Here is a 25984-nt window from a genome sequence, read left to right as displayed (position 1 = left end):
CATCGCGTCCAGAAAATGCACCATAATGGTGCGCCTGCCACGCGGCGGTGCATCATTGTCACTGTCTCCCACCCACTGCCAGTTCAGGCATTGGCACGTATCGTGCTTTGACCATGCTTATTTGCTTGTGCACTGACCATCGCCATGCCCGACTGCACTAACGCCACCCTTTCGACAGTTGCCGAGCCCTCCCACGGGCCGTGGCAGGCGCAGCTGACGCTGGGCTTTGCCCTGCATGGCGACGTCAGCCGCCTGGTCGAACGCCGCCACAGCGGGCCGCTGCGGGTGCAAAAGCCGCTGTATCCGGAAGGCGGCGCGGTTTGCCACGCCATCATCGTGCACCCGCCAGGTGGCGTGGTCGGCGGCGACCAGCTGGCGGTCGACGCCAGCGTCGGCGATGGCGCGCACGCCTTGCTCACTTCTCCCGGCGCGGCCAAGTGGTACCGCGCCAACGGCCATGTCTCGGGCCAGCATATCGTGCTGCGCGCGGGCGCCGGCGCGGCCATCGAATGGCTGCCGCAGGAGAGCATTTTCTTTGACCAGGCTTGCGTGCGCCTGCGCCATGAAGTCGAGCTGGCGCAAGACGCCAGTTACCTCGGCCTCGACATCGTCTGCCTGGGCCGCAGTGCCTCGGGCGAATCGTTCAATACGGGCAGCATCAGCCAGCATACGCAGATCCGCCGCGGCGGCAAGCTGCTGTGGTGGGAGCAGGGCGCGCTAGCCGCCGGCGGGCCCTTGATGCAAGGCGCGCTGGGCATGGCCGGCCACAGCGTATGCGCCACCTTGCTGGCGGTTGGTGCGCAGTTGCCGGCACAAGTGCTGGCGGCCCTGCGCGCACTGGCCGTGCCCGAGGGCGCGCAGTTTGGCGCGACGCAAATGAAATCGGTGCTGGTGGTGCGCCTGCTGTGCGACGACAGCGAGGCGGCGCGCCGCGTGATGCTGGCCGCATGGCAGTTGCTGCGCCCGGCCCTGCTGGGGCGCGCGGCGGCGGTGCCCCGCATCTGGAATACCTGAACCTACAAAGGACAACCATGGATCTGACACCTCGCGAAAAAGACAAGCTGCTCATTTTTACGGCCTCGCTGCTGGCCGAGCGGCGCCTGGCGCGCGGCCTGAAACTCAATTATCCGGAAGCGGTGGCGCTGATCAGCGCGGCCATCATGGAAGGCGCGCGCGACGGCAAGCCGGTGGCGCAACTGATGTCGGACGGCGCGCGTATCCTCACGCGCGACGACGTGATGGACGGCATCGCCGAAATGATCCCCGATATCCAGGTCGAGGCGACGTTCCCCGATGGCAGCAAGCTCGTGACCGTGCACAACCCGATACCGTAAGCCACCCCAGCATTTTTACAGGAGCCGGACATGATCCCAGGCGAATACAGATTGGAAGAAGGCGAAATCAGCATCAACACGGGCCGTACCACGGCCACCGTGGTGGTGGCCAATCGCGGCGACCGGCCGATACAGGTCGGCTCGCATTTTCATTTTTTCGAAGTCAACCCGGCGCTGTCGTTCGAGCGCTGGCGCGCCTATGGCATGCGCCTCAATATCGCCGCCGGCACCGCCGTGCGCTTCGAACCGGGCCAGCAGCGCACGGTGGAACTGGTGGCGCTGGCCGGCGAGCGCAAGGTGTTCGGCTTCAACGGCGAAGTCATGGGCGAATTGAAAGATACTCCACCCGGAAAGGATTGAGATGGCCAGTATTCCCCGCAGCGCCTATGCCGAAATGTACGGTCCGACCAAGGGCGACCGCATCCGCCTGGCCGACACGGAATTGTTCATCGAAGTCGAACACGATTACGCCATCTATGGCGAAGAGGTGAAATTCGGCGGCGGCAAGGTGATCCGCGACGGCATGGGCCAGTCGCAGCGCAATGCGGCCGAGGTGATGGACACCGTGATTACCAACGCCGTCATCGTCGACCACTGGGGCATCGTCAAGGCCGATATCGGCCTGAAAAACGGTTTGATTTTTGGCATCGGCAAGGCGGGCAATCCCGACATCCAGCCTGGCGTGACCCTGGCGATTGGCGGCGCCACCGAGATCATCGCCGGCGAAGGCATGATCGTCACGGCCGGCGGGGTTGACACCCACATCCACTTCATCTGCCCGCAGCAGATCGAGGAAGCGCTGATGAGCGGCGTGACCACCATGCTGGGTGGCGGCACCGGGCCGGCCGTCGGCACCGCCGCCACCACCTGCACGCCGGGGCCGTGGCATTTGCATTCGATGCTGGCGGCGGCCGACGCCTTCCCGATGAACCTGGGCTTCATGGGCAAAGGCAATGTGAGCCTGCCCACGCCTTTGGAAGAACAGGTGCGCGCCGGTGCCATCGGCCTCAAATTGCATGAAGACTGGGGCAGTACCCCGGCCGCCATCGACAACTGCCTGTCCGTGGCCGAGCGCATGGATATCCAGGTGGCGCTGCACAGCGACACCCTCAACGAAGGCGGCTTCCTGGAGCATACCCTGGCCGCTTTCAAGGACCGCACCATCCACACCTTCCATACGGAAGGGGCGGGCGGCGGCCACGCGCCGGACATTATCGCCGCCGTCGGGCAAGCCAACGTGCTGCCGTCGTCGACCAATCCGACCCGCCCGTTTACCGTCAACACGCTCGACGAACACCTCGACATGCTGATGGTGTGCCACCACCTCGATCCGGCGATTGCCGAAGACGTGGCCTTTGCCGAGTCGCGCATCCGCCGCGAGACGATCGCCGCCGAAGATATCCTGCACGACCTGGGCGCCATTTCCATGATGTCGTCCGATTCGCAGGCGATGGGCAGGGTCGGCGAGGTGATCATGCGCACCTGGCAGACGGCGCACAAGATGAAGGTGCAGCGCGGCGCGCTGGCGCCCGATGGCAACCGCAACGACAATTTCCGCGTCAAGCGCTATATCGCCAAGTACACCATCAACCCGGCCATCACGCACGGCATCTCGCATGTGGTGGGCTCGCTCGAGCCGGGCAAGATCGCCGACATCGTGCTGTGGAAGCCGGCCTTTTTCGGCGTCAAGCCGTCGATGATCTTAAAGGGCGGCATGATCGCGGCGGCGCAGATGGGCGACCCGAACGCGTCGATTCCGACGCCGCAGCCGGTGCACTACCGCATGATGTTCGGCGCCTTTGGCGGCGGCCTGAAAAAGTCGTTTACGTTTGTGTCGCAGGCGGCCTACGACCTCGATATCGGCCATCAGCTGAAACTGAACAAATCCGTGATTGCGGTGAAAAACATGCGCGGCCTGCGCAAGCGCGACATGATCCATAACAGCGCCACGCCGCACATGGAAGTCGACCCCGAGACCTACGCCGTGCGCGCCGACGGCCAGCTGCTGGTGTGCGAAGCGGCTGTCAGCCTGCCGATGGCGCAGCGCTATTTTCTATTTTAAGCAGGAGACACATGCTTACCTTGCATACCAAACTGGCGGCGGACGATGGCCGTCCCGTGATCGCCCAACTAGTGCTGCCGTATGACCAGCGCGAAAAATGCCGGCTGCGCGCCACCTTGTCGACCGGCGAGGAAGCGGCAGTCTTTACCGTGCGCGGCACGGTGCTGCGCGACGGCGAACTGATGACGGGGCCGGACGGCCGCGTGGTGCAGATCGTCGCCGCGCGCGAGCCGACCTATCTGGTGCGCTGCGCGGACGCGCATACCTTGCTGCGCTGCGCTTTCCACCTTGGCAATCGCCACACGCAGGCGCAGGTGGGCGACGGCTTCCTGCGCATCCGCAAGGACCCGGTCTTGAAGGAAATGCTCGAAGGCCTGCAGGCGAGCGTGACGGAAGAAAGCGCACCGTTCGAACCGGAGGCGGGCGCCTACGGCGGCGGCCATGGCCACCATGAGCATGGCCAGCATCTGCTCGCGCCGGTGCCGTTGCGCCAGAAGATCCACCGTCCCGGCGACGCCGCCTGATGCAGGCGTCCGCGCTGCTGCACCTGCTGCAGTTCGCCAGCCCGGCCCTGCCGATCGGCGCCTACAGCTATTCACAGGGGCTCGAAGCGGCGCTCGAGAGCGGTGCCGTGCGCGATGCGGCCAGCGCCCGCCACTGGATCGCCGAGCACCTGGCTGGCGTGGTGGCGCGCTGGGAAGCGCCTTTGTGCTGGCGCTTGATGCAAGCCTTCGAACAGCAGGACTTTGACAGCGTGCGGCGCTGGAGCGAGCGTTTTATCGCTTCGCGCGATACGGCGGAGTTTCGCGCCGAGACCATCCAGATGGGCTATTCGCTAACCAAACTCCTGGGCGAACTGGGGGTGGCCGACGGCGCGCTGATGACCATGTTGCAAAGCGAGCCGGAAGTGGCGCTGCCGACCGCGTATGCCTGCGCGGTGGCGGCGCTGCGGATACCGCGCGAGCAAGCCTTGCTGGCGATGCTGTTTGCCTGGGCCGAAAACCAGGTGCTGGTGTGCGTCAAATCGGTGCCGCTGGGGCAGGTGGCGGGGCAGCGTTTGCTGCTGTCGCTGCGGGCCGAACTGGAAGCGGCGGCCGTCACGGCGCAAACCTTGCAAGACGACGAAATGGGCAACTGGACGCCTGGCCTGTCGCTGCTGTCGATGCGGCATGAAGTGCAGTACAGCCGGCTGTACCGATCATGAACACTACCACGAGAGACTTACCATGACATCTGTTACCTCCAATCCGCTGCGCGTCGGCATCGGCGGGCCGGTCGGCTCGGGCAAGACGGCCCTGTGCGAAATGCTGTGCAAGGGCATGCGCGAACGCTACGACATGGCTGTCATCACGAATGACATCTATACCAAGGAGGACATGGAAATTTTGCTGCGCGCCGACGCCTTGCCGGCCGAGCGCCTGATGGGCGTGGAGACGGGCGGCTGCCCGCACACGGCGATCCGCGAGGACGCCTCGATCAACCTGGAAGCGATCGCGCGCATGCAGGCCGATTTTCCCAACCTCGACCTGATCCTGGTCGAATCGGGCGGCGACAACCTGGCCGCCACCTTCAGCCCGGAACTGTCGGACCTGACGATCTATGTGATCGACGTGGCCGGCGGCGAAAAGATTCCGCGCAAGGGCGGCCCCGGCATCACGCGTTCGGACTTGCTCATCATCAACAAGACCGACCTGGCGCCCCATGTGGGCGCGGACCTGGACGTGATGGCGCGCGACGCCAGACAGCAGCGCGGCAGCCGGCCGTTTGTAATGACCAACCTGCGCAGCGGCGACGGCGTGCAGGCCGTGATCGATTTTATCCGCGAGCAAGGTTTGCTCGATCAACAAGGCAAGGAGATGCAATGACTGTCCGTTCCCTGAAGCATATCGCCGTGCTGGCCAGCTTGTCCGTGCTGGCGCTGCCGGCCATGGCCCATCCTGGCCACGCTGAAACGGCCGGCTTCCTGGCCGGCCTGGCCCATCCGTTTACCGGGCTCGACCATCTGCTGGCGATGCTGGGCGTGGGCATCTGGGGCGGCCAGCAGCGGCGCAGCCTGGCGCAGCCGGCCACGTTTCTCGGCATGATGCTGCTCGGTGCGCTGGCCGGCATGGCCGGGCTCGGTATTCCGGGCCTGGAGATGGGCATCGCCGCCACCGTCGCGCTGACCGGCATGGCCATCGCGCTGGCGCTGGCGTTGCCGAACTGGCTGGGCGTGAGCCTGGTGGGGATTTTTGCTGTCGCGCATGGCAATGCGCATGGCCATGAGTTGCCGGCGGCGTCGGCCGCCTTCGGCTTCATGCTGGCCTCCGCCATCCTGCTGATGACGGGGCGCTTTGCCGGCCAGGTGATGGCCGAGCGCGTCGTGCGTGTGTCGGGCGCGGCCATGACGGCGGCTGGCCTGGTGCTGATGGGAATGAACTAACGGTTCAACCCGGACGTTTTTCCGACAGGACCACAGGCGCGGCATTTTCAGGGTGCAGTCCCTGGTGCCCGGCATACACGGCGGCAATCGCCGCCATGTCGGCCTCCTTGTCGCCCGTCAGGTATAAATGGTCGACCACGCCGAGCACCTTGCTCGGGTAGTCGATATACACCAGCACCAGCGGCACCTTGGCCGCCAGCGCCAGGTGATAAAAGCCGCTGCGCCAGTTCGGGCGGTAGCTGCGCGTCGCTTCGGGCGTAATGGCCAGCCAGTACCAGTCGGCGGCCAGCATGCGTTCGGCCTGGCGCTCTATGGTGCCGCTGGTGGTGCTGCGGTCGACCGGCTCGCCACCCAGGTAGCGCATGAGTTTGCCGGTCGGGCCACGGAACAGCGAGTCTTTCGCCAGCCAGCGAAACGGCAGGTCCAGCGCCCATTTGCCGAACAGACCGATCGGGAAATCCCAGTTCGACGTATGCGGATAGACCACCACGATGCCGCGCGGGCCGGGCAGGGGGCGAAAGCGCAGGCGCCAGCCGAACAGGTTCAACACGCGCAAGGCGCTGCGGCGGCGCCAGGTGGGCAAATCGTGCGGCTGTACAAAGTGGTCTTCCATCGCTGTCCTTGTCTGGGTGGTCTGTGTGTTTGCCTGAAATCCTTGCGTGCGCATAGTTTCTTCACAGCAAAAAACCGCGCAGGCATTCTATCCGCACGGGCCGCGCCCGACAAGCAAAGCGGACTGTGCATCTGACTCGGGAGAGGCCGGGTTGCCTTGCTTGCCCCATGCCTGTTGTTTTTTTGTGCATCGATGCGGACGCCGCCGCACCAAATGCGCTGGCCGCTGTCTTACCGGAATGACAGGTAAAACGGAGGCGGAATGTCGACAAAACAACTGCTGTGCATCGATCTGGGAGGCAATGGTTTTTTGCGCGAGGCTGGCGCGCGCGGGCTGGACGCGGCCTGGCACGGCTGGCAGGTGCATCCGGTCAAGACGCTGGCGGCCGCGGCGCGCGCCCTGCGCAGCCAGGCGTTTACGGTGGGCCTGCTGATGTCCTCGCTCGATGGGCTGGACGACATCGACTGTTTCCTGCAGCAGCACTGGGCGACGCACTGGATCGCCGTGTTTCCGCCGCGTATATTGCAGAGCGCCGCCTGCCGCCGCCTGGTGCGCGATCATTGCTACGACTATCACACCTTGCCGCTCGACATGGTGCGCTTGCGCCATACGCTGGGCCACGCCCATGGCTGGGCGGCGCTGCGCGAGCTGGCCGAGCCCGGACCTGACGCGGCGCAAGCGGACATGGGCCTGAAAGGGCAGGGTGCGGCCGTCGAGCGCTTGCGGCGCCAGATTCGCAAGGTGGCCGGCGCCAGCGCGCCGGTGCTGATCTGGGGCGAGTCCGGCAGCGGCAAGGAACTGGCTGCGCAAGCCATCCATGCGCACTCGCCGCGCGCGGCCGGGCCCTTCGTGCCGATCAATTGCGGCGCGATTCCGGCCGGCCTGGCGCAGTCGGAACTGTTCGGCCATGAGCGCGGCGCCTTTACAGGCGCGGCGCGCGACAAGCGCGGCCTGATCGAGTCGGCCGCCGGCGGCACCGTGTTTCTCGACGAGATAGGCGATTTGCCGCTGGCCTTGCAAACCAATCTGCTGCGCTTCTTGCAGGAAAAAACCATCCACCGCGTGGGCGCCGCGCACAGCATCACCGTCGACGCGCGCGTGATTGCCGCCTCACATGTGAATCTGCTGCACGCGGTACAGCAAGGCAACTTCCGTGAAGACCTGTATTACCGCCTCAATGTGCTGGCGCTCGATGTGCCGCCGCTGCGCGAGCGCAAGGAAGACCTGCTGCTGCTGGCCAACCATTTTTTTTCTACCTACCTGACGGAACGCTCGCCGCTGGTGAAGGGCTTCAGCAGCGCCGCCGCGCAGGCCATGCTGGACCACGGCTGGCCGGGCAATGTGCGCGAGCTGATCAACCGGGTGCGGCGCGCCATGGTGATGGCCGAAGGCCGCCTGATCGTGCCGCAGGACCTGGGCCTGGCCGCCGGTGGCCAGGGCGAGGGCGGCCAGCCGGCGCTGGGCGGCATGCGCCTGCGCGCCGACCGCGACGCCGTGCAGGCCAGCCTGCTGCGCTCAGGGCGCAATATCAGCCAGGCCGCGCGCGAGCTGGGCGTGTCGCGCATGACCTTGTACCGGCTGATCAAGAAACTCAATATCAAGTGCTGATGCGATGTCACATCCGGGCGCCAACGTCACATGATTGAGTCAACAGTGGTGAGCCGTGATATGACTGCAAGCCATTGATTTTAAAGTAAATTATCTCAAATTGATACCGCCGCCCGCTTGCCTGCTGTCTCATAGGCGTGACAGTTGCGCTGCGAGCGGGGCGCATAAAGGCCGCGCCGGCCCGCAGTGCGCCGCTATGACCAAAAAATATCATTGCAAATCAAAGGCTTGTCATTAAGTCATGACCTTGGCACCAAGCTTGCATTAGCACCCTGAGCCTGACCGTGATAGTCCGGCGCCGGCATTCTGATCAACTTCTAGACAGGGAACTGCAATGAAAAAAACTCTCCTCGCGGCAGCGATAGCGCTCGCTTTCGGCTTCAACGCCCATGCACAAGAAAAAGGCTCGACCGTTGCCAACGATACCTTTGGCTATAACACGCAGACGGCGAACAGTTCGTCGAGCCAGTCGGGCGCAGGGCCTGCGGCTTACGACAATTCGTCGGCAACGCAAGACAACTCGGCCCAGAACAACAGCACCGGCGAGGCGGCGGCCAACGCCATGGGCGCTTCGGCGGCCAACAATGGCGCGACCAGCAGCGCCAGTTTCATGAACGCCTTCAACACCTCGACCGCTACCGCGTCCAGCACGCTGGACGGCTCCGTGTCGGGCAACACTGTCAGCGCCATTGGCAACTACGCCACCAATAATGGCTCGGTCAATGGCGGCACCGGCAACGGCGGTCTCGGCGCCACCGGACAGGGCGGCACGGCATACGGCACCGGTGGCGCGGGCGGCATGGCGAGGGGTGCCGCAGGGGCCTCGGGCGCCATCGGCGGCACGGCCACCAATGGCAGCGCCAGCGTGGGCGACGCATCGGTAGGCGCCAGCAACGGTGGCGCCGGCGGCGCTGGCGGCTATGCCCGGGGCGCCAGCAGTGGCCCTGCCGGGGCCGGTGGCGCTGGCGGCGCCGGTGGCGCCGGTGCGGCTGGCGGTATGGTCGGTGGCGGCGCGGGCGGCCTGGGCGGTGCGGTCGGCGCTGCCACTGGCGGACGCGGCGGCGATAGCGGTTATGTCTCCGGCGGCAATGGCGGCAATAGCGGCCAGGGCTATGGCGCCAGCGGCGGCAACGGCGGCGCCAGTTCCGGTGCCGCGGGCGGTGGCGGTGGCACGGGCGGCGCCGGTGGCAGTGCCAGCAATGGCGCCACCAATGGCGGCCAGGCCAATGCGAATGGCGGCGGCGGAACCTCGTCCGGCGGCGCCGGCTCCAATGGCGGCACCGCCACGGCCGCTGCCGGCGGCGCCGGCACGGCAGGCGCGGGCGGCACCGATACCGCCGGCGCTGGCGCCGCTGGCGGCGCGGGCACCTCAGGCACGGCGGGTGCCGGTGCGGCATTGACCAGCTCGGGTGGCGCAGGCGCGGCCGCGACCGGCGGCACGGCCGGCGCGGGTGGTGCGGGCGCGGCTGGCACCAGTACCGGTGGCAACGGCGCGGCCGGCGAGGCCGGTGGCGCCGGTGGTGGCACGGGTTCGTCGCAAAACACGGCTGGCGCCGGCGCCGCTGGCGGTACGGCCACTGGCGGCAGCGCCACCAGCGGCTCGGCCACCAATGGCAGTGCGACGGCCGGTGATGGCGGCGCCGGCGGCGCTGGCGGCACCAACACGGCTGGCATGGGCGGCGATGGCGGCACCAATACGGCGGGCGCGGGCACTGGTGGCGCCGGTGCGGGCGGTACCGGTGGCGCCGGCGGCATGGCCAATGTCGATGCGGGCACCTTCGACATGTCCAACACCATGAGCGGTACCGCGCAATCGGCGGCCGGCCTGCTGGTGATCAGCCAGAACAGCGGTATTTCCTCGCTGATCCAGCAAAGCGTGACGGTGCAGGCCAACCTGGCCGTGGGTCAATAAGCCGCCAGCAAGCGCCGTCGCGGCCTGGCTGCGGCGGCGTTTTACGCCTAACCATACAGGGGATCAGCATGCGATTTTTCTTCAATTCAGTCTGTTGTGCCGGCCTGGCCTGCCTGTCGGCCAGTGCGCTGGCCGCGCCCGGCCGCGCCGCCGTGGCCGATGTCGGGGAGCCGGCGGCGGATATCGCCTTTGCACCGGCGGCCTCGCTGGCATTGCTGCCGGTGCTGGTCGTCGAACTGGGCGGAGCCATTGCCCTGGGGGCCGGCACGGACGAGGCGGTGCTGGAAGAGGCGCGCGGCGGCGCCGCCGCCGTCAATAACGAGGCCAACCTGAACGGCTATGTCACGGGAAATTCGGCCACCTATGTCAATACGGGCGCCAACAGCATTGACGGCGGCGCATTTGCGAATGCATCGGGCATTCCGATCGTGATCCAGAACTCCGGCGCGAATGTGCTGATACAGAACGCCACCATCATCAATCTGCAGATGCGCTAGCCATGGCCATCTTTCCATTTTGCCGGTGTCGCTTGCGGTGGCTGGCCGTGCCGGGCCTGCTTGCCTGCGCCACTGCCGGCGGCGCCGATATCGGGCTGCTCGGTGGTGCGCGTTTCGAGGTGCCGTTGGCCAGCATCCGCGAAGCGCGCTTCGCACGTACCTTGCACCAGCAATACGATTTCAGCTGTGGTTCGGCCGCTGTCGCCACCTTGCTGACCCACCATTACGACGACCGTGTCACGGAACGTTTTGTTTTCGAGCAAATGTACCTGCATGGCGATCAGCAGAAGATCCGCCGCGAAGGCTTTTCTTTGCTCGACATCAAACGCTTTCTTGCGGCACGCGGCTTCCTGGCCAATGGATTTCAACTACCGTTGGAGAAGCTGGCTGAAGCACGCTTTCCCGCCATCGTGCTGGTGGCCGAAAAAGGCTACCGGCATTTCGTGGTGGTCAAGGGACTCAGTGCCAGCCGGGTCCTGATCGGTGATCCGGCCGGCGGCACGCGCGCCATGCCGCGCGCCAGTTTCGACGCAATCTGGCAGGGCCGGCTGCTGTTCGTCATCCATGGGCGCGTCGCCGGTCCCGGCCAGGCACTGGCGGCAGCGGCGGTGTTGCGGCCTGCCCGTTTCAACGATGCCGAGGACTGGCGCGTGGCGCCGGCGGCGCCGCTGGAGCAGGCGATCAGCCGCGGTGGCCTCGATCTGCTCACCATGCCCAAGCATGAGGCAGGAAATTTCTAGCGGTGCAGCCAGCACTGGCGTCACCGCATTGGAGGATGTATGCACAAGCACTATCGGATGGCTGTTGCGGCAGCGCTCTGCTGTCTGGCCTTCGGCCCGGCCATGGCGTCGGCCTTGCCCGGTGACGGCTGGCAGGCGGTCGATGACGCGACCCTGGAGCAGGCGCGTGGCGGCTTCGAGATCGCGGGCGGCCTGAACCTGTCGCTCGGCATCGAACGCATGGTGAGCATCAATGGCGAAGTCATGGCCAGCACCTCGTTTACGATCGCCGATGTTGCGCGCCTGGGCGTCGACGAGGCACGGCAGGCGCGCGCGGCCCTGACGGCGATGAGTGTGGTGCAGAACGGCGCCGGCAATTTGTTTGCGCCCGGGGCACTGGACCAGGCCATGGCCGGCACCGTGATCCAGAACAGCCTGAACGACCAGGTCTTGCGCAGCCAGACCGTCATCAACACCAGCGTCAACAGCCTTGAACTGTTGAAGATCGCCAATTTTCAAGAGACCTTGCAAACGGCGCTCGGTACCGTCGCCGGACCACGCTGAGGAATTCACGTCGAAACGCTGCAGCAACCACCCACGCCGGGCTTTCCGTCCGGCTCACCTACAGGAGTAACGATGCGGTATCTTCATTTATTGCGTTTGGGCGCGGCCGGCGCATCTGCCTTGCTGCTGAGCGCCGCGGCGCACGGGCAGGACGCCACAGTCCCTGTCCCCAGCCAGGAGGCGCTGGCGGCACGGCTGGCAGACATGAAAGCGCAACTGGCCGAGCAGCGCCGCCTGCTCGACATGCTGCGCGGCACCTTGCAGGCGCAGCAGCGCCGCATCGATGTCTTGCAAGGAGGTGCGCCCATGAGCAACGACTGGCTGGGCGAACAGCGCGGCCTGGGCTTGCAGGAAGGGCCACTCCAGCAAGCTGCGCCCGACAGTGGCGCGCCAGTGGCGGCACCTGCAGCGGCCAGCGCGCCAACCGTGCCGCCGTCGACACCGGGGCCGGTGGTGGTGGGCCGTCCACCGGGTCGCGACAGCCGTCCGCCGGAGGTCGCGCCGATTTTCGAGCAGCCCGGCGTGCTTACGCCGAGGGGCAAATTCGTGCTCGAACCGTCCGCGCAGTTCGGCTATTCATCGAGCAACCGCGTGGCCCTGGTCGGCTACACCATCATTCCGGCCCTGCTGATCGGCTTGATCGACGTGCGCGAAGTCAAGCGCAATACCTTTACGGCGGCGCTGACCGGCCGCACCGGCATCACCAACCGCTTCGAGGTCGAGGCGCGCATCCCGTATGTCTATCGTTCGGACGCCACCGTCAGCCGAGAGTTGTTCACAGGAACCGCCGTCGAGCGCGTGTTCGACACCAGCGGCAAGCGCCTGGGCGACGTGGAACTGGCGGCGCGCTACCAGCTCAACGACGGCGGCGCCGACAAATCGTATTACGTGGCGGGCCTGCGCTTCAAGTCGCGCACCGGCCGCGATCCGTTCAGCGTGGTGACCGATTGCGTGCGCCGCTGCGTGGGCGAAAACGCCACCGGCACCGGGCTGCCGCTGGACTTGCCGACGGGCTCAGGGTTTTACTCCTTGCAGCCCAGCCTGACCTGGCTGTTCCCGTCCGACCCGGCCGTGTTCTTCGGCAGTATCAGCTATCTGCACAGCTTCAAGCGCCACGATGTGAGCCGGCTGCTGCGCGATGGCCTGCGCGAGCCGCTGGGCACTGTCGAACCGGGAAAGATTTTTGGCGTAAATTTCGGCATTGGCCTGGCGCTCAATGAAAAAGGTTCGCTGAGCCTGGGCTATGACCACAGCACCATCGGCCGCACGCGCCAGAACGGCACGGTCGTGCCCGGCGCCGTGCGCACGCAACTCGGTACCTTGCTGATGGGCTATTCGTACCGTCTGGCCAGGGACCGGACCCTGAATATTTCGGTCGGCGCCGGCCTGACGCGTGATACGCCCGACGTATCGCTGTCGGTCAGGCTGCCGATGACATTTTAAGCATGGGAGGCATGATGCATAGCACATCAAGCAAGGACGATGTCGTTGAAGGCAACAGCCGCAACGATACGGCGACGGCGCAACTGGTGGAGCAGGGCGTGGAATTTCACAAGGTGCTGGGCAGGACGGTTGCCACGGCCTACCTGAAAGAGCACCATGTGCCGACGGAAGTCATTTACCGCATCCTCAGCAGCTCGGCGGCGCGGCGGCAATCGCCGCCGTCGCGTACGCCGCCACGCTGCTGAAACAGTGACGGCGGCGTCTTTACATCGTGGCAGCTATCAGGCCAGGGCCGGATAGTCGGTATAGCCGGTGTTGCCTGGTGCATAGATGGTGGCCGGATTGAGCTCGTTCAGCGCTGCATCGGTGCGCAGGCGGATCGGCAGGTCCGGATTGGCGATGAACCACAGGCCGAAGGCCACCGCGTCGGCCTCGCCCTTGTCCAGCAGCGCCTGGGCGGCCGCCTTGTCCATTTTTTCGTTGGCGATGTACACGCCGCCGAACTGTTCTTTCAGGTAAGGACCGAGGCGGTCGTCACCGAGGGCTTCGCGCGCGCAGATAAAGGCGATGCCGCGCTTGCCCAGTTCGCGCGCCACGTAGCCGAAGGTCTCGCGCGGCGTGGAGTCGCCCACGTCGTGCGAATCGCGGCGTGGCGCCAGGTGCATGCCGACCTTGTCGGCGCCCCACACGTCGATGCAGGCGTCGGTCACTTCCAGCATCAGGCGGGCGCGGTTTTCGATCGATCCGCCATAGTTGTCGCTGCGCTGGTTGGTGCTGTCTTGCAGGAACTGGTCGAGCAGGTAGCCGTTGGCGCCGTGCACTTCCACGCCGTCAAAGCCGGCTTGCTTGGCGTTTTCGGCGCCTTTGCGGTAGGCGGCAACGATGCCGGGGATTTCTTCGGTATCCAGCGCGCGTGGCGTTACGTATTCCTGCACCGGGCGCACCAGGCTGACATGGCCTGCCGGCTTGATGGCGCTCGGCGCCACGGGCAGGTCGCCGTCCAGGAACAGCGGAGCGGAGATGCGGCCCACATGCCACAGTTGCAGCACGATCTTGCCGCCGGCCGCGTGCACGTCATCGGTGATTTTTTTCCAGCCTGCCACCTGCTCATCGGACCAGATGCCCGGCGTGTCGGCGTAGCCCACGCCCTGTGGCGTGACGGCGGTCGCTTCGGAAATGATCAGGCCGGCAGAGGCGCGCTGCACATAGTATTCGGCCATCAGTTCGTTGGGCACGCGGCCTGGGTTGTTGGCGCGCGAACGCGTCAGCGGCGCCATGATGACGCGGTTTTTCAGTTGCAGGCTGCCAATGGTGATGGGATCAAACAAGGTGCTCATATCGTATGCTTTCTGTAGGATCGCCGCAGGGCGGCTGTTATCGTGTGATGGATCGTGCTTACAAACCTTGCTGCATATACGCAAGAAACGCCTGGATGGTCGCTTCATCGCGCTTGAAAAAACTCCATTGTCCGACCTTGGTGGTCGATACCAGGCCGGCCTTGTGCAAGGTGGCCAGGTGCGCCGACACCGTCGATTGCGACAGGCCAAGCTGGCGGTCGATCAGGCCGGCGCAAACACCGAGCTCCAGCGGCAGCGATTGCTCGGCGAAATGCTGTTCCGGCTGCTTCAGCCATTGCAGTATCTGCCGCCGCACGGGGTTGGCCAGCGCCTTGTGGATGGCGTCTATATCCATGGTGTCTATCGGATTGTCCGGATTTCAATATCGCCATATTACGATATAAGTGAAAGTCGTGCTTGCCATCGTCTTGCGCATGCCCGCCCGGCGTCGGCTTAGCCCCGGCGAGCCATGCGCTGCAGCACGGCCGGGCCGGTCAGCACGATGCGTACCAGGTCCACCTGTCGCTGGGCGCCTGCCTTGGCGGTGGCGGTCTTGATCTGCGTGCGTGCCGTATGGATGGAGATCTCCTGGCGCGTGGCATATTCCTGCAGCGAGTAGCCGTTGACCAGCGCCTCCGTCAGGCGTGCTTCGGCCACGGTCATGCCATAGAAGTGGCGCAAGGTATCGAGCAGTGAGGTGGTCAGGTTGTTGCCGTCATTTATGAACACGGCAATCGCGCTGGCCGAGCCAAACGGCGCGTGCCACGATGGCATGGGCGTCACCCGCAGGCGCAACCGTTCACCTGTCAGTCCCTGCAAGGTCAGTACGCCGCCCGGTCCGCCATCTGCCGCGGTGCCGGTCTGTGCGGCCTGGTGCAAGGTGCGGCGCAGCGCACCATTGTCCGCTTCACGCGGACAGTACAGGGGAGCGCCTTCACGCAACTGCAGCAGGCGTGTCGCAGACGCCATCGCCAGCGCCCGTTCGTTGGCATACAGCAGCAATGAGGAAGCGTCGAGCAGCAGCACGCCAAAAGGCAGCATCTCCAGGACCTCGGTGGAGCTTTGCGACAGCACTTCCAGGCGGCGAAGCTTGCGTTGCAGGGCAAACGCCGTTTGCAGGTGCGGCATCAAGGTCCTGGCCAGCGCCAATTCGCCGGCGCTGTAGTTGCCCGCTTTTTCGGCGCGCACCACGGTAATGTTGGTCGAACGCTCGGCGCGCAGTTCGACAATCGCCGCCGCCGTATAGAAGATATTTTGCGGGCGCAGCCAGTCAGTCCAGTATTCGGTCTTTTTCAGGTGGTAGTCAGGAAACAGCATGGAGCCCGTGACAATCGCCCCTTCACGGTGCAGGGCCGGATTTTCCAGCCACACATTGCGCGTGCCGTAATAGCTGGCAAAGCTTGCCATGGCTTGCGGTGTGAAGCCCCAGGTGGCCGCCAGGCCCGAACCGGGCAGATGGATATCGACGGATTGATTGTTGAAGTCATGCGCCCAGATCATGCCTGCATGCGAGCCCATGTGAACGGAAAATGCTGTCAGGAAATCTTGCCAGCCAGTGTAGCGCGTAGCCGCTTCATAGATCAGTGTCGTCAGCGTCTGGCTGGCCTGGTGCAGCGATGGTGTCATGGTATATCCGTTCAGGCAAGCCGCTGGCGTCTTGCCCACGACTGGTTCAGCTTTGTTTCAGCCAGTCTGTTCGACTGGTCTTGCTTCCCCTGTCGTCATTTGTCGCCACCATGGCATGGGCATGGTGGTCTCGGTGCTACGGGGCTAGTGTATCGGACATGTTCTTTTGAGACATCACCCAAATGCGGTATGCGCGTGCCCGATTGCGTCAGGCGAAGTGGAACAGCAGCAGGGCGGCCACGGCCGGTACGGTCTGCAGGTAGAGGATGCTCTTCTTGACGGTGGCCGCGCCCCATATGCCGGCGACCGCGATGCAGGCCAGGCCATAGATGGTAAACGCGTGGGCAATCGCGGTGTCGGGGTGCAGGAAGCCGACGGCCAGCGCGGCGACCAGAAAGCCGTTGTAGCAGCCCTGGTTGGACATGCCGGCGCGCACGATCTCGGCTTTTTCCTTGCTGAGGCCAAACACCTTGCGCCCGCGGCGGTCGAACAGCACGGTTTCGAGCAGCACGATATACACGTGCAGCAGCAGGATCAGGGCGGTAAGGATCTGGGCCAGCATCAACATGATTACTCCGGAGTCTGTATGAAAGAATTGATTATCGGGCAAGTAGCGGCAAAGGGGAATATTTTTACTTGGAACAACACTACCAACTGGGTGCGGCGTTGGGGAATTTCTCGCACCGATGCTATACTTCCGGCACTTTTTTTGCTCCGGTGGGGACGACCCCGCGTGATGATGGGGCTGATGGCGGGGACGACCCCGCCGCCTTCAGGAGTACACTATGTCCTGGTTTATCCTGGTACTGGCCGGCTTGCTGGAAGTGGCCTGGGCCATCGGCTTGAAATACAGCGCCGGCTTTACCCGCTGGCTGCCGTCCGCGCTGACCCTGGCCGCCATGCTGGGCAGCATACTGATGCTGGGCCTGGCCTTGCGCACCTTGCCGCTGGGCACGGCATATGCAGTCTGGACCGGCATCGGCACCGTTGGCACCGCCATCTTCGGCATGATGGTGCTGGGCGAGCCGGCCGGTGCGGCGCGCATCGCCTGCATCGCGCTGATCGTCTGCGGCATCCTCGGCCTGAAACTGCTCAGCTCCCATTAAGCCCTGCCAGAACGCCTGTATCGATCTCCGCCTACGGCTGGTTCTGGTTCAAGCAAAACCTGCTGGTGATCAATCTGTTTTCAACGTCCGTCGGGCATTGAGCCTGCATTAATACCTGGAGATGAATCTCATGGTGCCTGATTTTATCGGCGTGGCCGGCTTGCCGCGCGCCGGCTCCACCCTGGTCTGCCAGTTGCTGGCGCAACATCCCGATCTGTATTGCGAAGGAAGCAGTTCCCCGTTGTGCAACACCTTGCACGGCATGCGGCGCATGGTCAGCGATGACCAGTTTTTCCTGTCGCAGCTGGACCAGTCATTCGCCTCGAGTTACGGTCACCTGGAATCGGCGATGCGCGGCTATTTGCGCGGCTGGTACCAGGACTGCGGCAAGCAGGCCGTGGTTGACAAGAACCGTGGCTGGCTGCAGGCGGTCGAACTGCTGCTCACACTGGCGCCGGAAGCCAGGCTGGTGGTCTGCGTGCGCGAGCTGGGACAGATCTACGGTTCGATCGAGGCGCAGCACCAGCGTACCATCCTGCTCGATTTTATCGACCACCTGGCCGATTTCGACCGCCTGGGCCGCGCCGACATGCTGTTTGCCAAGGACCGCACCATCGGCGCGCCGCTGACGTCCATCCATGCCGTGATCGACCTGCCGCTGGCAGTGCAGCAGCGGCTGTATTTCGTGCGCTTCGAAGACCTGCTCGAGCAGCCGGTGGCGTGCATGTCGCACCTGTATGCCTGGCTGGGGCTGGCACCGTTCGAGATCGATCCCGCCAACCTGGCGGTGGGGGTGCGCGAAAGCGACAGCCATTACCGGATGAAATACACGCACGTGCAGGCGCGCAGCATCGTCAAGCCGAAACGCCATGTCATCCCGCCCCGCATCCAGCAGCAGATCGAACAATCGTATGCCTGGTACTACGAGCTGTATTATCCGAAGCAGGCTCCTGCCTGAGGAGCCTGCAGTGCCTTGCGTGTCGTATCAGAAGCTCGGGCTGACGCGCGCCAGGTAGTACCACTCGGCATTGGCTGCCGCGTTGACATCCGGGAACAGGATGTAGGCATCGAACTCGGCCGTTACCGGCGTACCGTCCGCGCGCACGCCGATCTGTTCGCCTTGCTTGACGGTGTCAAAGCTGGACCAGGTCCTGATGAAGCGGTCGTTGGCGTCGAGCTTGTCGTGCACCACCACCATGTTCAGCGCTTCCATGTCGGCGTCGTCTATCGGCGCCGGCTGCGGCGCGTCGATAAAGCCGAGGAACGCCAAAGTATTGATGATGGCGCGGTAGGCGACATCGGGCGCGCCCGGGTCGGCATGCTGGCCGCATTCCAGGGTCAGCGCATAGCCGCCTGTCGAGCGCATGTATTCGGTGGTGCCCACACCGTAGCGCAACACCAGGCCGACCTGGTCGCTGCCGGCCAGGCGGCGCTGCACGCCGGCGCCATAGGTTTGCAGCCAGCCATCGACAAAGCGGCGCACGCCCAGGCGGCGCGCCAGCGCGCGTTCCTTCTCTTCATGTTGGAACGGCTGCAGCGGCCCGTCGTTGTTGCGCGGACCGACCATCACGAAGGGCTGGCTGTCGGCATTAAATGAATGCAGGTCCAGCAGCACGTCGTGCTGGCCCAGCAGCGGGCACAGCCAATTGGCGATGCGGTCTTCGAAGTCTTGCGGCTTGTCGTTGGGGAACAGGTTGCGGTTCAGGTTGCGGTCGCCGCTGCGCACGCCCTTGGCGTAGGCCAGCGGATTGGTGATCGGCACAAAAGTCACGCTGCCGGCCAGGATGGCCAGCGCTCCGCTGTCGATTTCCGCCATCACGCGCTGTATGCCCTTGGTGCCGCAGGTTTCATTGCCGTGCACGGCGCCGGTCACGATCAGGCGCGGGCCGCTGCCCTGGCCCGTATAGTTGATGGATCTGAAGTGGAGTGCGCTGCTCATGGTCATCCTATGGTGAAAAAACGGGTCGCCATATTCTAGCGGCATTCGCCGCGCAAGCCCGTAAAAATCTGGCCAGGCCGGCACGCTGCGTGGCATGATCGGCGCCATTGTTTCTTTTTATCCCCTCGCTTATGTCACGTTCAGGTTTTGCTCCCCGTTTATATGGTCTCGACACCTTGCGCGCGCTGGCCATCGTGCTGGTCTTTGCCAATCATTACGAGCTGTTCGTCAGCACCGGGGTGTTCGGTTTCTGGGGGCAGGTAGGCTGGACCGGCGTCGACCTGTTTTTTGCCTTGAGCGGCTACCTGATCGGCAACCAGATCTTTTCAGCGCTGCGCAGCAGCCAGGGCTTTTCGCTGCCGCATTTCTATGCGCGACGCTTTCTGCGTACCTTGCCTAACTTCTACTTTGTGCTGGCGCTGTATTATTTGTGGCCGGCCTTCCAGGGCGACTATGCGCTACTGCCTTTGTGGAAATTTCTTACCTTTACGCAGAATATCAACCTGACGCCGGGCACGGCCTTCTCGCATGCCTGGTCGCTGTGCGTGGAAGAGCAATTCTATGTGCTGCTGCCGGCCGTGGCGCTGGTGATCGCCGCCTGCCGCAAATCCCTGCTGTGGGCGTGGATCGCGGTGGCCGCCAGCTTCGCGGCCGGCATGCTGGTGCGTGCCTATATATGGGATGAATATGTGCAAGTGCCGCGCGGTGGCATGGGCTACTACAAATATATCTATTATGCGTCGTGGTGCCGCTTCGACGAGCTGGTGGCGGGCGTGGCGCTGGCGCTATTGAAAAACTATCATCCGGCCACCTGGCGCCGCATCACCTCCTGCGGCAACCGCACGCTGGCGGCCGGCCTGGCGGGTGCGGCCGTGATGCTGACGCTGTTTTTTCATCATCACTATGATTACTGGGTGACCGTGCTCGGCTACCCGGCGCTGGCGGCGAGCTTCAGCCTGCTGCTGCTGGCGGCCATGAGTCCGGGTAGTGCGCTATATCAATGGCGCGTGCCGGGCGCGGCCAGCCTCGCCTTGTGGTCGTATGCGATTTACTTGCTGCACAAGCAGCTGTGCATCTTGCTCAGTCCCATCTTGCAGCGCCAGGGCTATGCGCCGGACAGCTTGCCGGCGGTGGCGGTGATGATCTTGGCCAGCATCGGCGCCGGCTGGCTGCTATATCAACTGGTGGAAACGCCGTTCATGCGCTTGCGTGCGCGCTACGTTGCCAGCAACCACGCTTAAGCAGGCATATCGATCACATCGATGCCGCGCGGCGTGCCGAGCAGCAGTTCCAGGATCGCGTGCACCCTCGGATTGGTCGCTTCGTCGCGCGTTGCATGGATCAGCGCGCGCAGGCCCGGTACCGCTTCCATGATATGCGGGCTGTCGTAGGCGTGAATCAGCAGCAGCACCAGGTCGGTGGCGCCCGCGCCGGGCTGGCGGCGCAGCCGGTCGTGGATCATGTTGAGCAGCGCGCGCTGCATGCGCGGCGTCGGATTGGTAATGTAGGCAAACACGCTCGGCGTGTTGCTGATCGCCGCGCACAGGCGCCGTTCGATCTCGTCGGGCTTGACGTCCGATGCGATATCGAAATAGGCCGCATCCCAGTGCGTGCGCGCGTACGGGTGGCCGGGCGGAAAGGAGTCGGCCGTTTCAAAACCGCAAATGCGGCTCAGGGTTTTGAGCCAGGTTAACAAGGTCGATGATAAGGTGGAGTTCATGCGGCGATTTTAACGGTATTGGCGCGTGATCGGCATGGCGCTGGTCAAAACGGCTGACGCCCGGGAAATGTTAAAGTTTCCTGTAAAACAGCCCTTGTCATTCTCGAAAAGCCTCTCTATAATGCTGGTCTTCGGGGCGGTTAGTTCAGCTGGTTAGAATACTTGGTCGACATCCAAGGGGTCGGGGATTCGAATTCCTCACCGCCCACCAGAATTTGCAGTAAATAGTTTCAAAGACGGTTGCTGATGCAGTAATCGATAAAAAAGTTTTACGGGCGGTTAGTTCAGCTGGTTAGAATACTTGGTCGACATCCAAGGGGTCGGGGATTCGAATTCCTCACCGCCCACCAGAATGCAGTAATCAAGAAAGGGTCAACCGGTTATGACACCGCGAACTACTACCAAGCTTTGGGAGTGACGCTAGTCGATCGGATTTGCTTTGTCTTGAAAAAGTGAAAAACGCGGCTAGTCCGCGTTTTTTTGCGTCTGCGTTTTCCTTTCAGTATTTTTAATCACTTACCGCAGTTTTACCTGGCGCCAGCGCCGACATGGAGATCAATATGCTTACAATCCGACTTCCCGATGGTTCCGCCCGTCAATTTGACGGCCCGGTCACCGTGGCCCAGGTTGCGGCCAATATTGGTACGGGTCTGGCCAAGGCTGCGTTGGCCGGCAAGGTCGACGGCAAGCTGGTCGATACTTCCTTCCTGATCGAGCAGGACGCCGAGCTGGCCATCATCACCGACAAGGATGCCGATGGCCTGGATGTGATCCGCCATTCGACGGCCCACTTGCTGGCGCACGCCGTCAAGGAATTGTTCCCGGACGCGCAAGTCACCATCGGTCCGGTGATCGACAACGGCTTTTACTATGACTTCGCCTACAAGCGTCCGTTCACGCCGGAAGACCTGGTGGCGATCGAAAAGAAAATGGCCGAGCTGGCCAAGAAGGACGAGCGCGTCACGCGCAAGGTCGTCACGCGCGATGAGGCGATCGCCTACTTTGCCAGCATTGGCGAAGCCTACAAGGCCGAACTGATCGCCGCGATTCCCGCCGACCAGGAAGTGTCGCTGTATTCGGAAGGCGCGTTCACCGATCTGTGCCGCGGCCCGCACGTGCCGTCGACGGGCAAGCTGAAAGTGTTCAAGCTGATGAAGCTGGCCGGCGCCTACTGGCGCGGCGACTCGAAAAACGAGATGCTGCAGCGCGTGTACGGCACGGCCTGGGCGAAAAAGGAAGACCAGGAGCTGTATCTGCACAACCTGGAAGAGGCGGAAAAGCGCGATCACCGCAAGCTGGGCAAGCAGCTCGATTTCTTCCACTTCCAGGAAGAAGCGCCGGGCCTGATCTTCTGGCATCCGAAAGGCTGGTCGATCTGGCAGCAGGTCGAGCAATACATGCGCAATGTCTACCAGGTCAACGGCTATCAGGAAGTCAAGGCGCCGCAGATTCTCGACCGTGGCCTGTGGGAGAAAACCGGCCACTGGGACAACTACCGCGAAAACATGTTCATCACCGAGTCGGAAAACCGCTCGTATGCGCTGAAACCGATGAACTGCCCAGGTCATGTGCAGATCTACAACAACAGCATGCGCAGCTACCGCGACCTGCCACTGCGCTACGGCGAGTTCGGCCAGTGCCACCGCAATGAGCCGTCGGGCGCCTTGCATGGCATGATGCGCGTGCGCGGCTTTACCCAGGATGATGGCCATATCTTCTGTACCGAAGAGCAGATCGCCGGCGAAGTGACGGCCTTCCACCAGCAGGCGATGGATGTCTACACGGCGTTCGGCTTTACCAATATCGACGTCAAGCTGGCCTTGCGTCCGGACAGCCGCATCGGCACCGAGGAATCGTGGGACAAGGCGGAAGAATCGCTGCGTTCGGCCCTGCGCGCCTGTGGCGTGGAATGGACCGAGTTGCCGGGCGAGGGTGCGTTTTACGGTCCGAAGATCGAATACCATCTGAAGGACAGTCTGGGTCGCGCATGGCAGGTCGGCACGGTGCAGATCGACCCGTCGATGCCGGGCCGCCTGGGCGCCGAATATGTGGCGATCGACAATACGCGCCAGGTGCCGATCATGCTGCACCGCGCGATCGTCGGCTCGCTGGAACGTTTCATCGGCATCCTGATCGAACACTATGCCGGTGCGATGCCATTGTGGCTGGCGCCGATGCAGGTGTCGGTGCTGAACATCTCCGATGCACAGGCCGATTATGTGCAGGAAGTGGCCACAAAACTACGCAAGGCCGGCATCCGCGTACAGGCTGATTTGCGTAACGAGAAGATTACCTATAAAATACGTGAACATTCCGTACAAAAATTGCCTTACATCCTCGTGGTGGGCGACAAAGAGCGGGATGCCAATACAGTGGCCGTGCGGGCGCGGGGTAATGTCGATCTGGGCGTAATGTCTGTCGATGCCCTGATAGAGCGACTCAAACATGAAGTCGACACCAAGGCCTGACGAGGAAACTCGCTGCACGACCGTCTTATCAGATTTTTAAAGGAAATTACAATAGCTACTGACAAGTCACATCGCATCAATGGCGAAATCACTGCCCCTGAAATGCGTTTAAGCGGGGTCGATAACGAGCCACTCGGTATCGTAAGTTTGGCTGAAGCCTTCCGCCTGGCGGAAGAGGCAAACGTCGACCTGGTGGAAATTGCGCCTACCGCGCAGCCACCGGTGTGCCGTTTGATGGACTACGGCAAATTTAAGTATTCGGAGCAGAAAAAGGCTCACGAAGCGAAATTGAAGCAAAAGATCATCCTCGTGAAGGAAGTCAAATTCCGTCCGGGGACCGATGATGGTGACTACAATATCAAGTTGCGTAATCTCATCAAGTTCCTTGAAGACGGCGACAAGACCAAGATCACCTTGCGTTTTCGTGGCCGCGAGATGGCGCACCAGGATATTGGCTTCCGCATGCTGGAGCGTCTGAAGGCCGATCTGGAGCCGTTCGGCCAGGTTGAGCAGTTTCCGAAGATGGAAGGGCGCCAGATGATCATGGTCCTTTCGCCGAAGAAGAAAAAGTAAGATACAATAGCGTTTTTCTGTGGTTCGATGCCGATGCGCCAGGCTTGGCGCCAGACCCGAACCCAGGCAGTATGTTGAGCGGCCCGGCCAGCGATGTCCGGGCCGCTCAAACTGTAGTGGACTCGCATCCGCTGCACAACATGTGAAAGCAGGCATCTAAGCGCAGCGTCGTGTTGCCACCTGCAATCCTGTTATAAATGGAGCTGTCCGTAAGAGGACAGATTGCTATGCCTAAAATGAAGACCAAAAGCTCCGCGAAAAAACGTTTTCGCGTGCGTCCAGGTGGAACAGTCAAGTCGGGTCACGCGTTCAAACGCCACATCCTGACCAAGAAAACCACCAAAAACAAACGTCAGTTGCGCGGTACCCGTAACATCAACGCATCGGATGTCACGTCCGTCATGCGCATGATGCCGACTGCTTAATCTCACACTCAATTTAAGGAGTTACTATGCCTAGAGTAAAACGTGGGGTTACAGCTCGTGCCCGTCATAAGAAGATTCTTGTTCAAGCTAAAGGCTACCGTGGTCGCCGCAGCCGTGTATACCGTGTTGCCAAGCAAGCAGTCATGCGCGCTGGCCAATACGCTTACCGCGATCGCCGCAACAAGAAGCGCGTTTTCCGCCGCCTGTGGATCGCCCGTATCAACGCCGCTTCCCGTGAGCATGGCGTGACGTACAGCGTATTCATGAACGGTCTGAAAAAAGCAAATATCGAACTGGACCGTAAAGTCCTGGCCGATATGGCTGTGATGGACAAGCCAGCATTCGCTGCGATTGTCAACGCAGTCAAAGCAAAAATCGCTGCGTAAGCACGGTCATTGCACAACGTCATCCGCAGGGTGGCGTTATAAAGAGCGGGGCAGGGGTGAAAACTCTATGCCCCGTTTCCGTTTTTGATTGTTGGGTTCTGAATTACCAAATCCAGGATAGATTTCCAAAACAGGAAAAGCCGCATGAACTCCCTAGAAGAACTCGTCGTCTCGGCCCAGGCTGACTTTATCGCCGCCGCAGACGCTGCCGCACTTGAAAACGCCAAGGCCCGCTACCTGGGCAAGACTGGCCAGATTACCGAAATGATGAAGGGTCTGGGCAAGCTGGACCCGGACGCGCGCAAGGCGCAAGGCGCCCTGATCAATGCTGTGAAGGTGCGGATCGAAGACGCGCTGACGGCGCGCCGTGACGCACTGGCCGATGCGCAGATGCAAGGCCGCCTGAACGCCGAAGCGATCGACGTCACCATGCCAGGCCGTGGCCGCATGCCGGGCGGCATCCATCCCGTGATGCGCAGCTGGGAGCGGGTCGAGGAAATCTTCCGCTCGATCGGTTTCGACGTGGCCGACGGCCCCGAAATCGAAAATGACTGGACCAATTTCACGGCGCTCAACAGCCCGGAAAACCACCCAGCCCGTTCCATGCAGGACACGTTTTATATCGACGGCAACGATACCGACGGCAAGCCGCTGCTGCTGCGCACGCACACCAGCCCGATGCAGGTGCGCTATGCGCGCACGCATACGCCGCCGATCAAGGTCATCGCGCCGGGCCGCACCTACCGCGTCGACAGCGACGCCACCCATTCGCCGATGTTCCACCAGGTCGAAGGCCTGTGGATCGCCGAAGACATCAGCTTTGCCGACTTGAAGGGCGTGTACCTGAATTTCGTCAAGGCCTTCTTCGAGACCGACGACCTGCAAGTGCGTTTCCGTCCCTCGTATTTCCCGTTTACGGAACCGTCGGCCGAGATCGACATCGCTTTCGGTTCGGGCCCCTTGAAAGGCCGCTGGCTGGAAGTGTCGGGCGCCGGCCAGGTGCATCCGAGCGTGGTGAAAAACTTCGGCCTGGACCCTGAAAAATTCATCGGCTTTGCTTTCGGCTCCGGCCTGGAACGCCTGACGATGCTGCGTTATGGCATCAATGACCTGCGCCTGTTCTATGAAGGCGACCTGCGTTTCCTGAAGCAATTCAATTAAGCGTTGTTCCGTATGATTCATGGCGCTTGAGCGCCGCTTGCGCTCGCGCCGTGAGCTTTGACCCTTTGA

The 25984-nt window shown here is 63.0% G+C and carries 30 protein-coding genes and 2 tRNA genes; 25 read left to right on the top strand and 7 right to left on the bottom strand.

Annotation, left to right across the window (positions count from 1 at the left end):
- Positions 1–144: 144 nt before the first annotated feature.
- Genes ASR47_RS18530 through ASR47_RS18495 form a run of 8 tightly spaced genes read left to right on the top strand, consistent with a single transcriptional unit; the run spans position 145 to position 5818 of the window.
- Positions 145–1014, top strand: coding sequence for an urease accessory protein UreD (locus tag ASR47_RS18530; RefSeq protein ID WP_065309244.1), 870 nt, complete (start codon positions 145–147; stop codon positions 1012–1014).
- Between the two features lie 17 nt (positions 1015–1031).
- Positions 1032–1334 carry an urease subunit gamma gene (locus tag ASR47_RS18525; RefSeq protein WP_065309243.1) on the top strand — a complete coding sequence of 101 codons (303 nt, stop codon included), beginning with the start codon at positions 1032–1034 and terminating at the stop codon, positions 1332–1334.
- Between the two features lie 30 nt (positions 1335–1364).
- Positions 1365–1694, top strand: a complete 330-nt coding sequence (locus ASR47_RS18520) for an urease subunit beta (RefSeq protein WP_065309242.1) — start codon at positions 1365–1367, stop codon at positions 1692–1694.
- A gap of 1 nt (position 1695) precedes the next feature.
- Positions 1696–3396, top strand: a complete 1701-nt coding sequence (ureC, locus tag ASR47_RS18515; RefSeq protein WP_065309241.1) for an urease subunit alpha — start codon at positions 1696–1698, stop codon at positions 3394–3396.
- Between the two features lie 11 nt (positions 3397–3407).
- Positions 3408–3920: an urease accessory protein UreE gene (gene ureE, locus ASR47_RS18510; RefSeq protein ID WP_065309240.1), complete on the top strand. Its 513-nt coding sequence runs from the start codon at positions 3408–3410 to the stop codon at positions 3918–3920.
- Positions 3920–4600, top strand: a complete 681-nt coding sequence (locus ASR47_RS18505; protein WP_065309239.1) for an urease accessory protein UreF — start codon at positions 3920–3922, stop codon at positions 4598–4600. Before ureE ends, ASR47_RS18505 begins: the two co-directional genes overlap by 1 nt.
- A 22-nt stretch (positions 4601–4622) precedes the next feature.
- Complete coding sequence (gene ureG, locus ASR47_RS18500; RefSeq protein WP_065309238.1) at positions 4623–5261, top strand: urease accessory protein UreG; 639 nt, start codon at positions 4623–4625, stop codon at positions 5259–5261.
- On the top strand, positions 5258–5818 hold the full coding sequence (locus tag ASR47_RS18495) for a HupE/UreJ family protein (RefSeq protein ID WP_065309237.1): 561 nt from the start codon (positions 5258–5260) through the stop codon (positions 5816–5818). The genes ureG and ASR47_RS18495 overlap by 4 nt, the downstream gene beginning before the upstream one ends.
- 4 nt (positions 5819–5822) lie before the next feature.
- On the opposite strand, the gene ASR47_RS18490 is transcribed toward ASR47_RS18495, so the two are convergent.
- A complete protein-coding gene (locus ASR47_RS18490) occupies positions 5823–6431 on the bottom strand; it encodes a 1-acyl-sn-glycerol-3-phosphate acyltransferase (RefSeq protein WP_065309236.1) in 609 nt (202 codons plus the stop codon).
- 261 nt (positions 6432–6692) lie between these two features.
- On the opposite strand from ASR47_RS18490, the gene ASR47_RS18485 reads away from it, so the two are divergent.
- The 7 genes from ASR47_RS18485 (at position 6693) to ASR47_RS18455 (ending at position 13419) form a co-directional block, all read left to right on the top strand.
- Entirely contained in the window at positions 6693–8039 is a 1347-nt protein-coding gene (locus ASR47_RS18485) for a sigma-54 dependent transcriptional regulator (RefSeq protein WP_065309235.1), read from the top strand.
- 334 nt (positions 8040–8373) lie between these two features.
- Entirely contained in the window at positions 8374–9951 is a 1578-nt protein-coding gene (locus ASR47_RS27995; protein ID WP_065309234.1) for a hypothetical protein, read from the top strand.
- 68 nt (positions 9952–10019) lie between these two features.
- Positions 10020–10448 (top strand): hypothetical protein, encoded by a 429-nt coding sequence (locus ASR47_RS18475; protein ID WP_065309233.1) that lies wholly within the window; start codon positions 10020–10022, stop codon positions 10446–10448.
- A 2-nt stretch (positions 10449–10450) separates the two neighbouring features.
- A complete protein-coding gene (locus ASR47_RS18470) occupies positions 10451–11188 on the top strand; it encodes a C39 family peptidase (RefSeq protein WP_065309232.1) in 738 nt (245 codons plus the stop codon).
- A gap of 39 nt (positions 11189–11227) precedes the next feature.
- The gene (locus tag ASR47_RS18465; RefSeq protein WP_245714400.1) at positions 11228–11731 is read left to right on the top strand and encodes a hypothetical protein; all 504 of its coding nucleotides are present in this window, start codon (positions 11228–11230) and stop codon (positions 11729–11731) included.
- Positions 11732–11803: 72 nt separating this feature from the next.
- Positions 11804–13174 (top strand): acetate kinase, encoded by a 1371-nt coding sequence (locus ASR47_RS18460; RefSeq protein WP_065309230.1) that lies wholly within the window; start codon positions 11804–11806, stop codon positions 13172–13174.
- Positions 13175–13185: 11 nt separating this feature from the next.
- The gene (locus tag ASR47_RS18455; protein ID WP_150127868.1) at positions 13186–13419 is read left to right on the top strand and encodes a hypothetical protein; all 234 of its coding nucleotides are present in this window, start codon (positions 13186–13188) and stop codon (positions 13417–13419) included.
- 36 nt (positions 13420–13455) lie between these two features.
- Here ASR47_RS18455 and ASR47_RS18450 read toward each other — a convergent pair whose 3' ends face one another.
- The 4 genes from ASR47_RS18450 to ASR47_RS18435 form a co-directional block, all read right to left on the bottom strand.
- Complete coding sequence (locus ASR47_RS18450; protein ID WP_065309228.1) at positions 13456–14511, bottom strand: alkene reductase; 1056 nt, start codon at positions 14509–14511, stop codon at positions 13456–13458.
- 58 nt (positions 14512–14569) lie between these two features.
- Entirely contained in the window at positions 14570–14866 is a 297-nt protein-coding gene (locus ASR47_RS18445) for an ArsR/SmtB family transcription factor (protein ID WP_065309227.1), read from the bottom strand.
- A gap of 98 nt (positions 14867–14964) precedes the next feature.
- Positions 14965–16137 carry a helix-turn-helix transcriptional regulator gene (locus ASR47_RS18440; protein WP_065309226.1) on the bottom strand — a complete coding sequence of 391 codons (1173 nt, stop codon included), beginning with the start codon at positions 16135–16137 and terminating at the stop codon, positions 14965–14967.
- A gap of 208 nt (positions 16138–16345) precedes the next feature.
- Positions 16346–16705, bottom strand: a complete 360-nt coding sequence (locus tag ASR47_RS18435) for a DUF1304 domain-containing protein (protein ID WP_065309225.1) — start codon at positions 16703–16705, stop codon at positions 16346–16348.
- Positions 16706–16922: 217 nt separating this feature from the next.
- Here ASR47_RS18435 and sugE point away from each other — a divergent pair, with 217 nt between their 5' ends.
- Positions 16923–17243 carry a quaternary ammonium compound efflux SMR transporter SugE gene (gene sugE, locus ASR47_RS18430; RefSeq protein ID WP_065309224.1) on the top strand — a complete coding sequence of 107 codons (321 nt, stop codon included), beginning with the start codon at positions 16923–16925 and terminating at the stop codon, positions 17241–17243.
- 130 nt (positions 17244–17373) lie between these two features.
- Positions 17374–18201, top strand: a complete 828-nt coding sequence (locus ASR47_RS18425; RefSeq protein ID WP_082989024.1) for a sulfotransferase family protein — start codon at positions 17374–17376, stop codon at positions 18199–18201.
- A gap of 27 nt (positions 18202–18228) precedes the next feature.
- Here ASR47_RS18425 and ASR47_RS18420 read toward each other — a convergent pair whose 3' ends face one another.
- Positions 18229–19188, bottom strand: a complete 960-nt coding sequence (locus ASR47_RS18420; RefSeq protein WP_065309222.1) for a M14 family metallopeptidase — start codon at positions 19186–19188, stop codon at positions 18229–18231.
- Between the two features lie 125 nt (positions 19189–19313).
- On the opposite strand from ASR47_RS18420, the gene ASR47_RS18415 reads away from it, so the two are divergent.
- Entirely contained in the window at positions 19314–20423 is a 1110-nt protein-coding gene (locus ASR47_RS18415; protein WP_065309221.1) for an acyltransferase family protein, read from the top strand.
- Here the strand turns inward: ASR47_RS18415 and ASR47_RS18410 are convergent.
- Positions 20420–20902 carry a hypothetical protein gene (locus ASR47_RS18410; RefSeq protein ID WP_065309220.1) on the bottom strand — a complete coding sequence of 161 codons (483 nt, stop codon included), beginning with the start codon at positions 20900–20902 and terminating at the stop codon, positions 20420–20422. The two genes, ASR47_RS18415 and ASR47_RS18410, sit on opposite strands and share 4 nt — an antisense overlap.
- Before the next feature lie 134 nt (positions 20903–21036).
- Between ASR47_RS18410 and ASR47_RS18405 the strand changes: the two genes are divergently transcribed.
- From ASR47_RS18405 to pheS, 7 genes are all read left to right on the top strand, one after another.
- Positions 21037–21113 (top strand) — tRNA-Val (locus ASR47_RS18405).
- A gap of 62 nt (positions 21114–21175) precedes the next feature.
- Positions 21176–21252: transfer RNA gene (locus ASR47_RS18400), tRNA-Val, on the top strand.
- Positions 21253–21462: 210 nt separating this feature from the next.
- Entirely contained in the window at positions 21463–23370 is a 1908-nt protein-coding gene (thrS, locus tag ASR47_RS18395) for a threonine--tRNA ligase (RefSeq protein ID WP_065309288.1), read from the top strand.
- Positions 23371–23397: 27 nt separating this feature from the next.
- Positions 23398–23943, top strand: coding sequence for a translation initiation factor IF-3 (infC, locus tag ASR47_RS18390; protein ID WP_254926743.1), 546 nt, complete (start codon positions 23398–23400; stop codon positions 23941–23943).
- Between the two features lie 227 nt (positions 23944–24170).
- A complete protein-coding gene (gene rpmI / locus ASR47_RS26605; protein ID WP_038493025.1) occupies positions 24171–24368 on the top strand; it encodes a 50S ribosomal protein L35 in 198 nt (65 codons plus the stop codon).
- A gap of 26 nt (positions 24369–24394) precedes the next feature.
- Positions 24395–24754 carry a 50S ribosomal protein L20 gene (gene rplT / locus ASR47_RS18385; RefSeq protein WP_010399214.1) on the top strand — a complete coding sequence of 120 codons (360 nt, stop codon included), beginning with the start codon at positions 24395–24397 and terminating at the stop codon, positions 24752–24754.
- Between the two features lie 144 nt (positions 24755–24898).
- Positions 24899–25915, top strand: coding sequence for a phenylalanine--tRNA ligase subunit alpha (pheS, locus tag ASR47_RS18380; RefSeq protein WP_065309218.1), 1017 nt, complete (start codon positions 24899–24901; stop codon positions 25913–25915).
- Positions 25916–25984: the final 69 nt, after the last annotated feature.

The organism is Janthinobacterium psychrotolerans (genome assembly GCF_001677885.1).
Taxonomy (GTDB): Bacteria; Pseudomonadota; Gammaproteobacteria; order Burkholderiales; family Burkholderiaceae_D; genus Janthinobacterium; species Janthinobacterium psychrotolerans.
This window is presented reverse-complemented; position numbering and strand designations above follow the sequence as displayed.

What these genes read in the sequence shown, in the direction of transcription:
- ASR47_RS18530 (WP_065309244.1), top strand. Translation starts at nt 145, where the DNA reads ATGCCCGACTGCACTAACGCCACCCTTTCGACAGTTGCCGAGCCCTCC.
- ASR47_RS18525 (WP_065309243.1), top strand. Translation starts at nt 1,032, where the DNA reads ATGGATCTGACACCTCGCGAAAAAGACAAGCTGCTCATTTTTACGGCC.
- ASR47_RS18520 (WP_065309242.1), top strand. Translation starts at nt 1,365, where the DNA reads ATGATCCCAGGCGAATACAGATTGGAAGAAGGCGAAATCAGCATCAAC.
- ureC (WP_065309241.1), top strand. Translation starts at nt 1,696, where the DNA reads ATGGCCAGTATTCCCCGCAGCGCCTATGCCGAAATGTACGGTCCGACC.
- ureE (WP_065309240.1), top strand. Translation starts at nt 3,408, where the DNA reads ATGCTTACCTTGCATACCAAACTGGCGGCGGACGATGGCCGTCCCGTG.
- ASR47_RS18505 (WP_065309239.1), top strand. Translation starts at nt 3,920, where the DNA reads ATGCAGGCGTCCGCGCTGCTGCACCTGCTGCAGTTCGCCAGCCCGGCC.
- ureG (WP_065309238.1), top strand. Translation starts at nt 4,623, where the DNA reads ATGACATCTGTTACCTCCAATCCGCTGCGCGTCGGCATCGGCGGGCCG.
- ASR47_RS18495 (WP_065309237.1), top strand. Translation starts at nt 5,258, where the DNA reads ATGACTGTCCGTTCCCTGAAGCATATCGCCGTGCTGGCCAGCTTGTCC.
- ASR47_RS18490 (WP_065309236.1), bottom strand. Translation starts at nt 6,431, where the DNA reads ATGGAAGACCACTTTGTACAGCCGCACGATTTGCCCACCTGGCGCCGC.
- ASR47_RS18485 (WP_065309235.1), top strand. Translation starts at nt 6,693, where the DNA reads ATGTCGACAAAACAACTGCTGTGCATCGATCTGGGAGGCAATGGTTTT.
- ASR47_RS27995 (WP_065309234.1), top strand. Translation starts at nt 8,374, where the DNA reads ATGAAAAAAACTCTCCTCGCGGCAGCGATAGCGCTCGCTTTCGGCTTC.
- ASR47_RS18475 (WP_065309233.1), top strand. Translation starts at nt 10,020, where the DNA reads ATGCGATTTTTCTTCAATTCAGTCTGTTGTGCCGGCCTGGCCTGCCTG.
- ASR47_RS18470 (WP_065309232.1), top strand. Translation starts at nt 10,451, where the DNA reads ATGGCCATCTTTCCATTTTGCCGGTGTCGCTTGCGGTGGCTGGCCGTG.
- ASR47_RS18465 (WP_245714400.1), top strand. Translation starts at nt 11,228, where the DNA reads ATGCACAAGCACTATCGGATGGCTGTTGCGGCAGCGCTCTGCTGTCTG.
- ASR47_RS18460 (WP_065309230.1), top strand. Translation starts at nt 11,804, where the DNA reads ATGCGGTATCTTCATTTATTGCGTTTGGGCGCGGCCGGCGCATCTGCC.
- ASR47_RS18455 (WP_150127868.1), top strand. Translation starts at nt 13,186, where the DNA reads ATGATGCATAGCACATCAAGCAAGGACGATGTCGTTGAAGGCAACAGC.
- ASR47_RS18450 (WP_065309228.1), bottom strand. Translation starts at nt 14,511, where the DNA reads ATGAGCACCTTGTTTGATCCCATCACCATTGGCAGCCTGCAACTGAAA.
- ASR47_RS18445 (WP_065309227.1), bottom strand. Translation starts at nt 14,866, where the DNA reads ATGGATATAGACGCCATCCACAAGGCGCTGGCCAACCCCGTGCGGCGG.
- ASR47_RS18440 (WP_065309226.1), bottom strand. Translation starts at nt 16,137, where the DNA reads ATGACACCATCGCTGCACCAGGCCAGCCAGACGCTGACGACACTGATC.
- ASR47_RS18435 (WP_065309225.1), bottom strand. Translation starts at nt 16,705, where the DNA reads ATGTTGATGCTGGCCCAGATCCTTACCGCCCTGATCCTGCTGCTGCAC.
- sugE (WP_065309224.1), top strand. Translation starts at nt 16,923, where the DNA reads ATGTCCTGGTTTATCCTGGTACTGGCCGGCTTGCTGGAAGTGGCCTGG.
- ASR47_RS18425 (WP_082989024.1), top strand. Translation starts at nt 17,374, where the DNA reads ATGGTGCCTGATTTTATCGGCGTGGCCGGCTTGCCGCGCGCCGGCTCC.
- ASR47_RS18420 (WP_065309222.1), bottom strand. Translation starts at nt 19,188, where the DNA reads ATGACCATGAGCAGCGCACTCCACTTCAGATCCATCAACTATACGGGC.
- ASR47_RS18415 (WP_065309221.1), top strand. Translation starts at nt 19,314, where the DNA reads ATGTCACGTTCAGGTTTTGCTCCCCGTTTATATGGTCTCGACACCTTG.
- ASR47_RS18410 (WP_065309220.1), bottom strand. Translation starts at nt 20,902, where the DNA reads ATGAACTCCACCTTATCATCGACCTTGTTAACCTGGCTCAAAACCCTG.
- thrS (WP_065309288.1), top strand. Translation starts at nt 21,463, where the DNA reads ATGCTTACAATCCGACTTCCCGATGGTTCCGCCCGTCAATTTGACGGC.
- rpmI (WP_038493025.1), top strand. Translation starts at nt 24,171, where the DNA reads ATGCCTAAAATGAAGACCAAAAGCTCCGCGAAAAAACGTTTTCGCGTG.
- rplT (WP_010399214.1), top strand. Translation starts at nt 24,395, where the DNA reads ATGCCTAGAGTAAAACGTGGGGTTACAGCTCGTGCCCGTCATAAGAAG.
- pheS (WP_065309218.1), top strand. Translation starts at nt 24,899, where the DNA reads ATGAACTCCCTAGAAGAACTCGTCGTCTCGGCCCAGGCTGACTTTATC.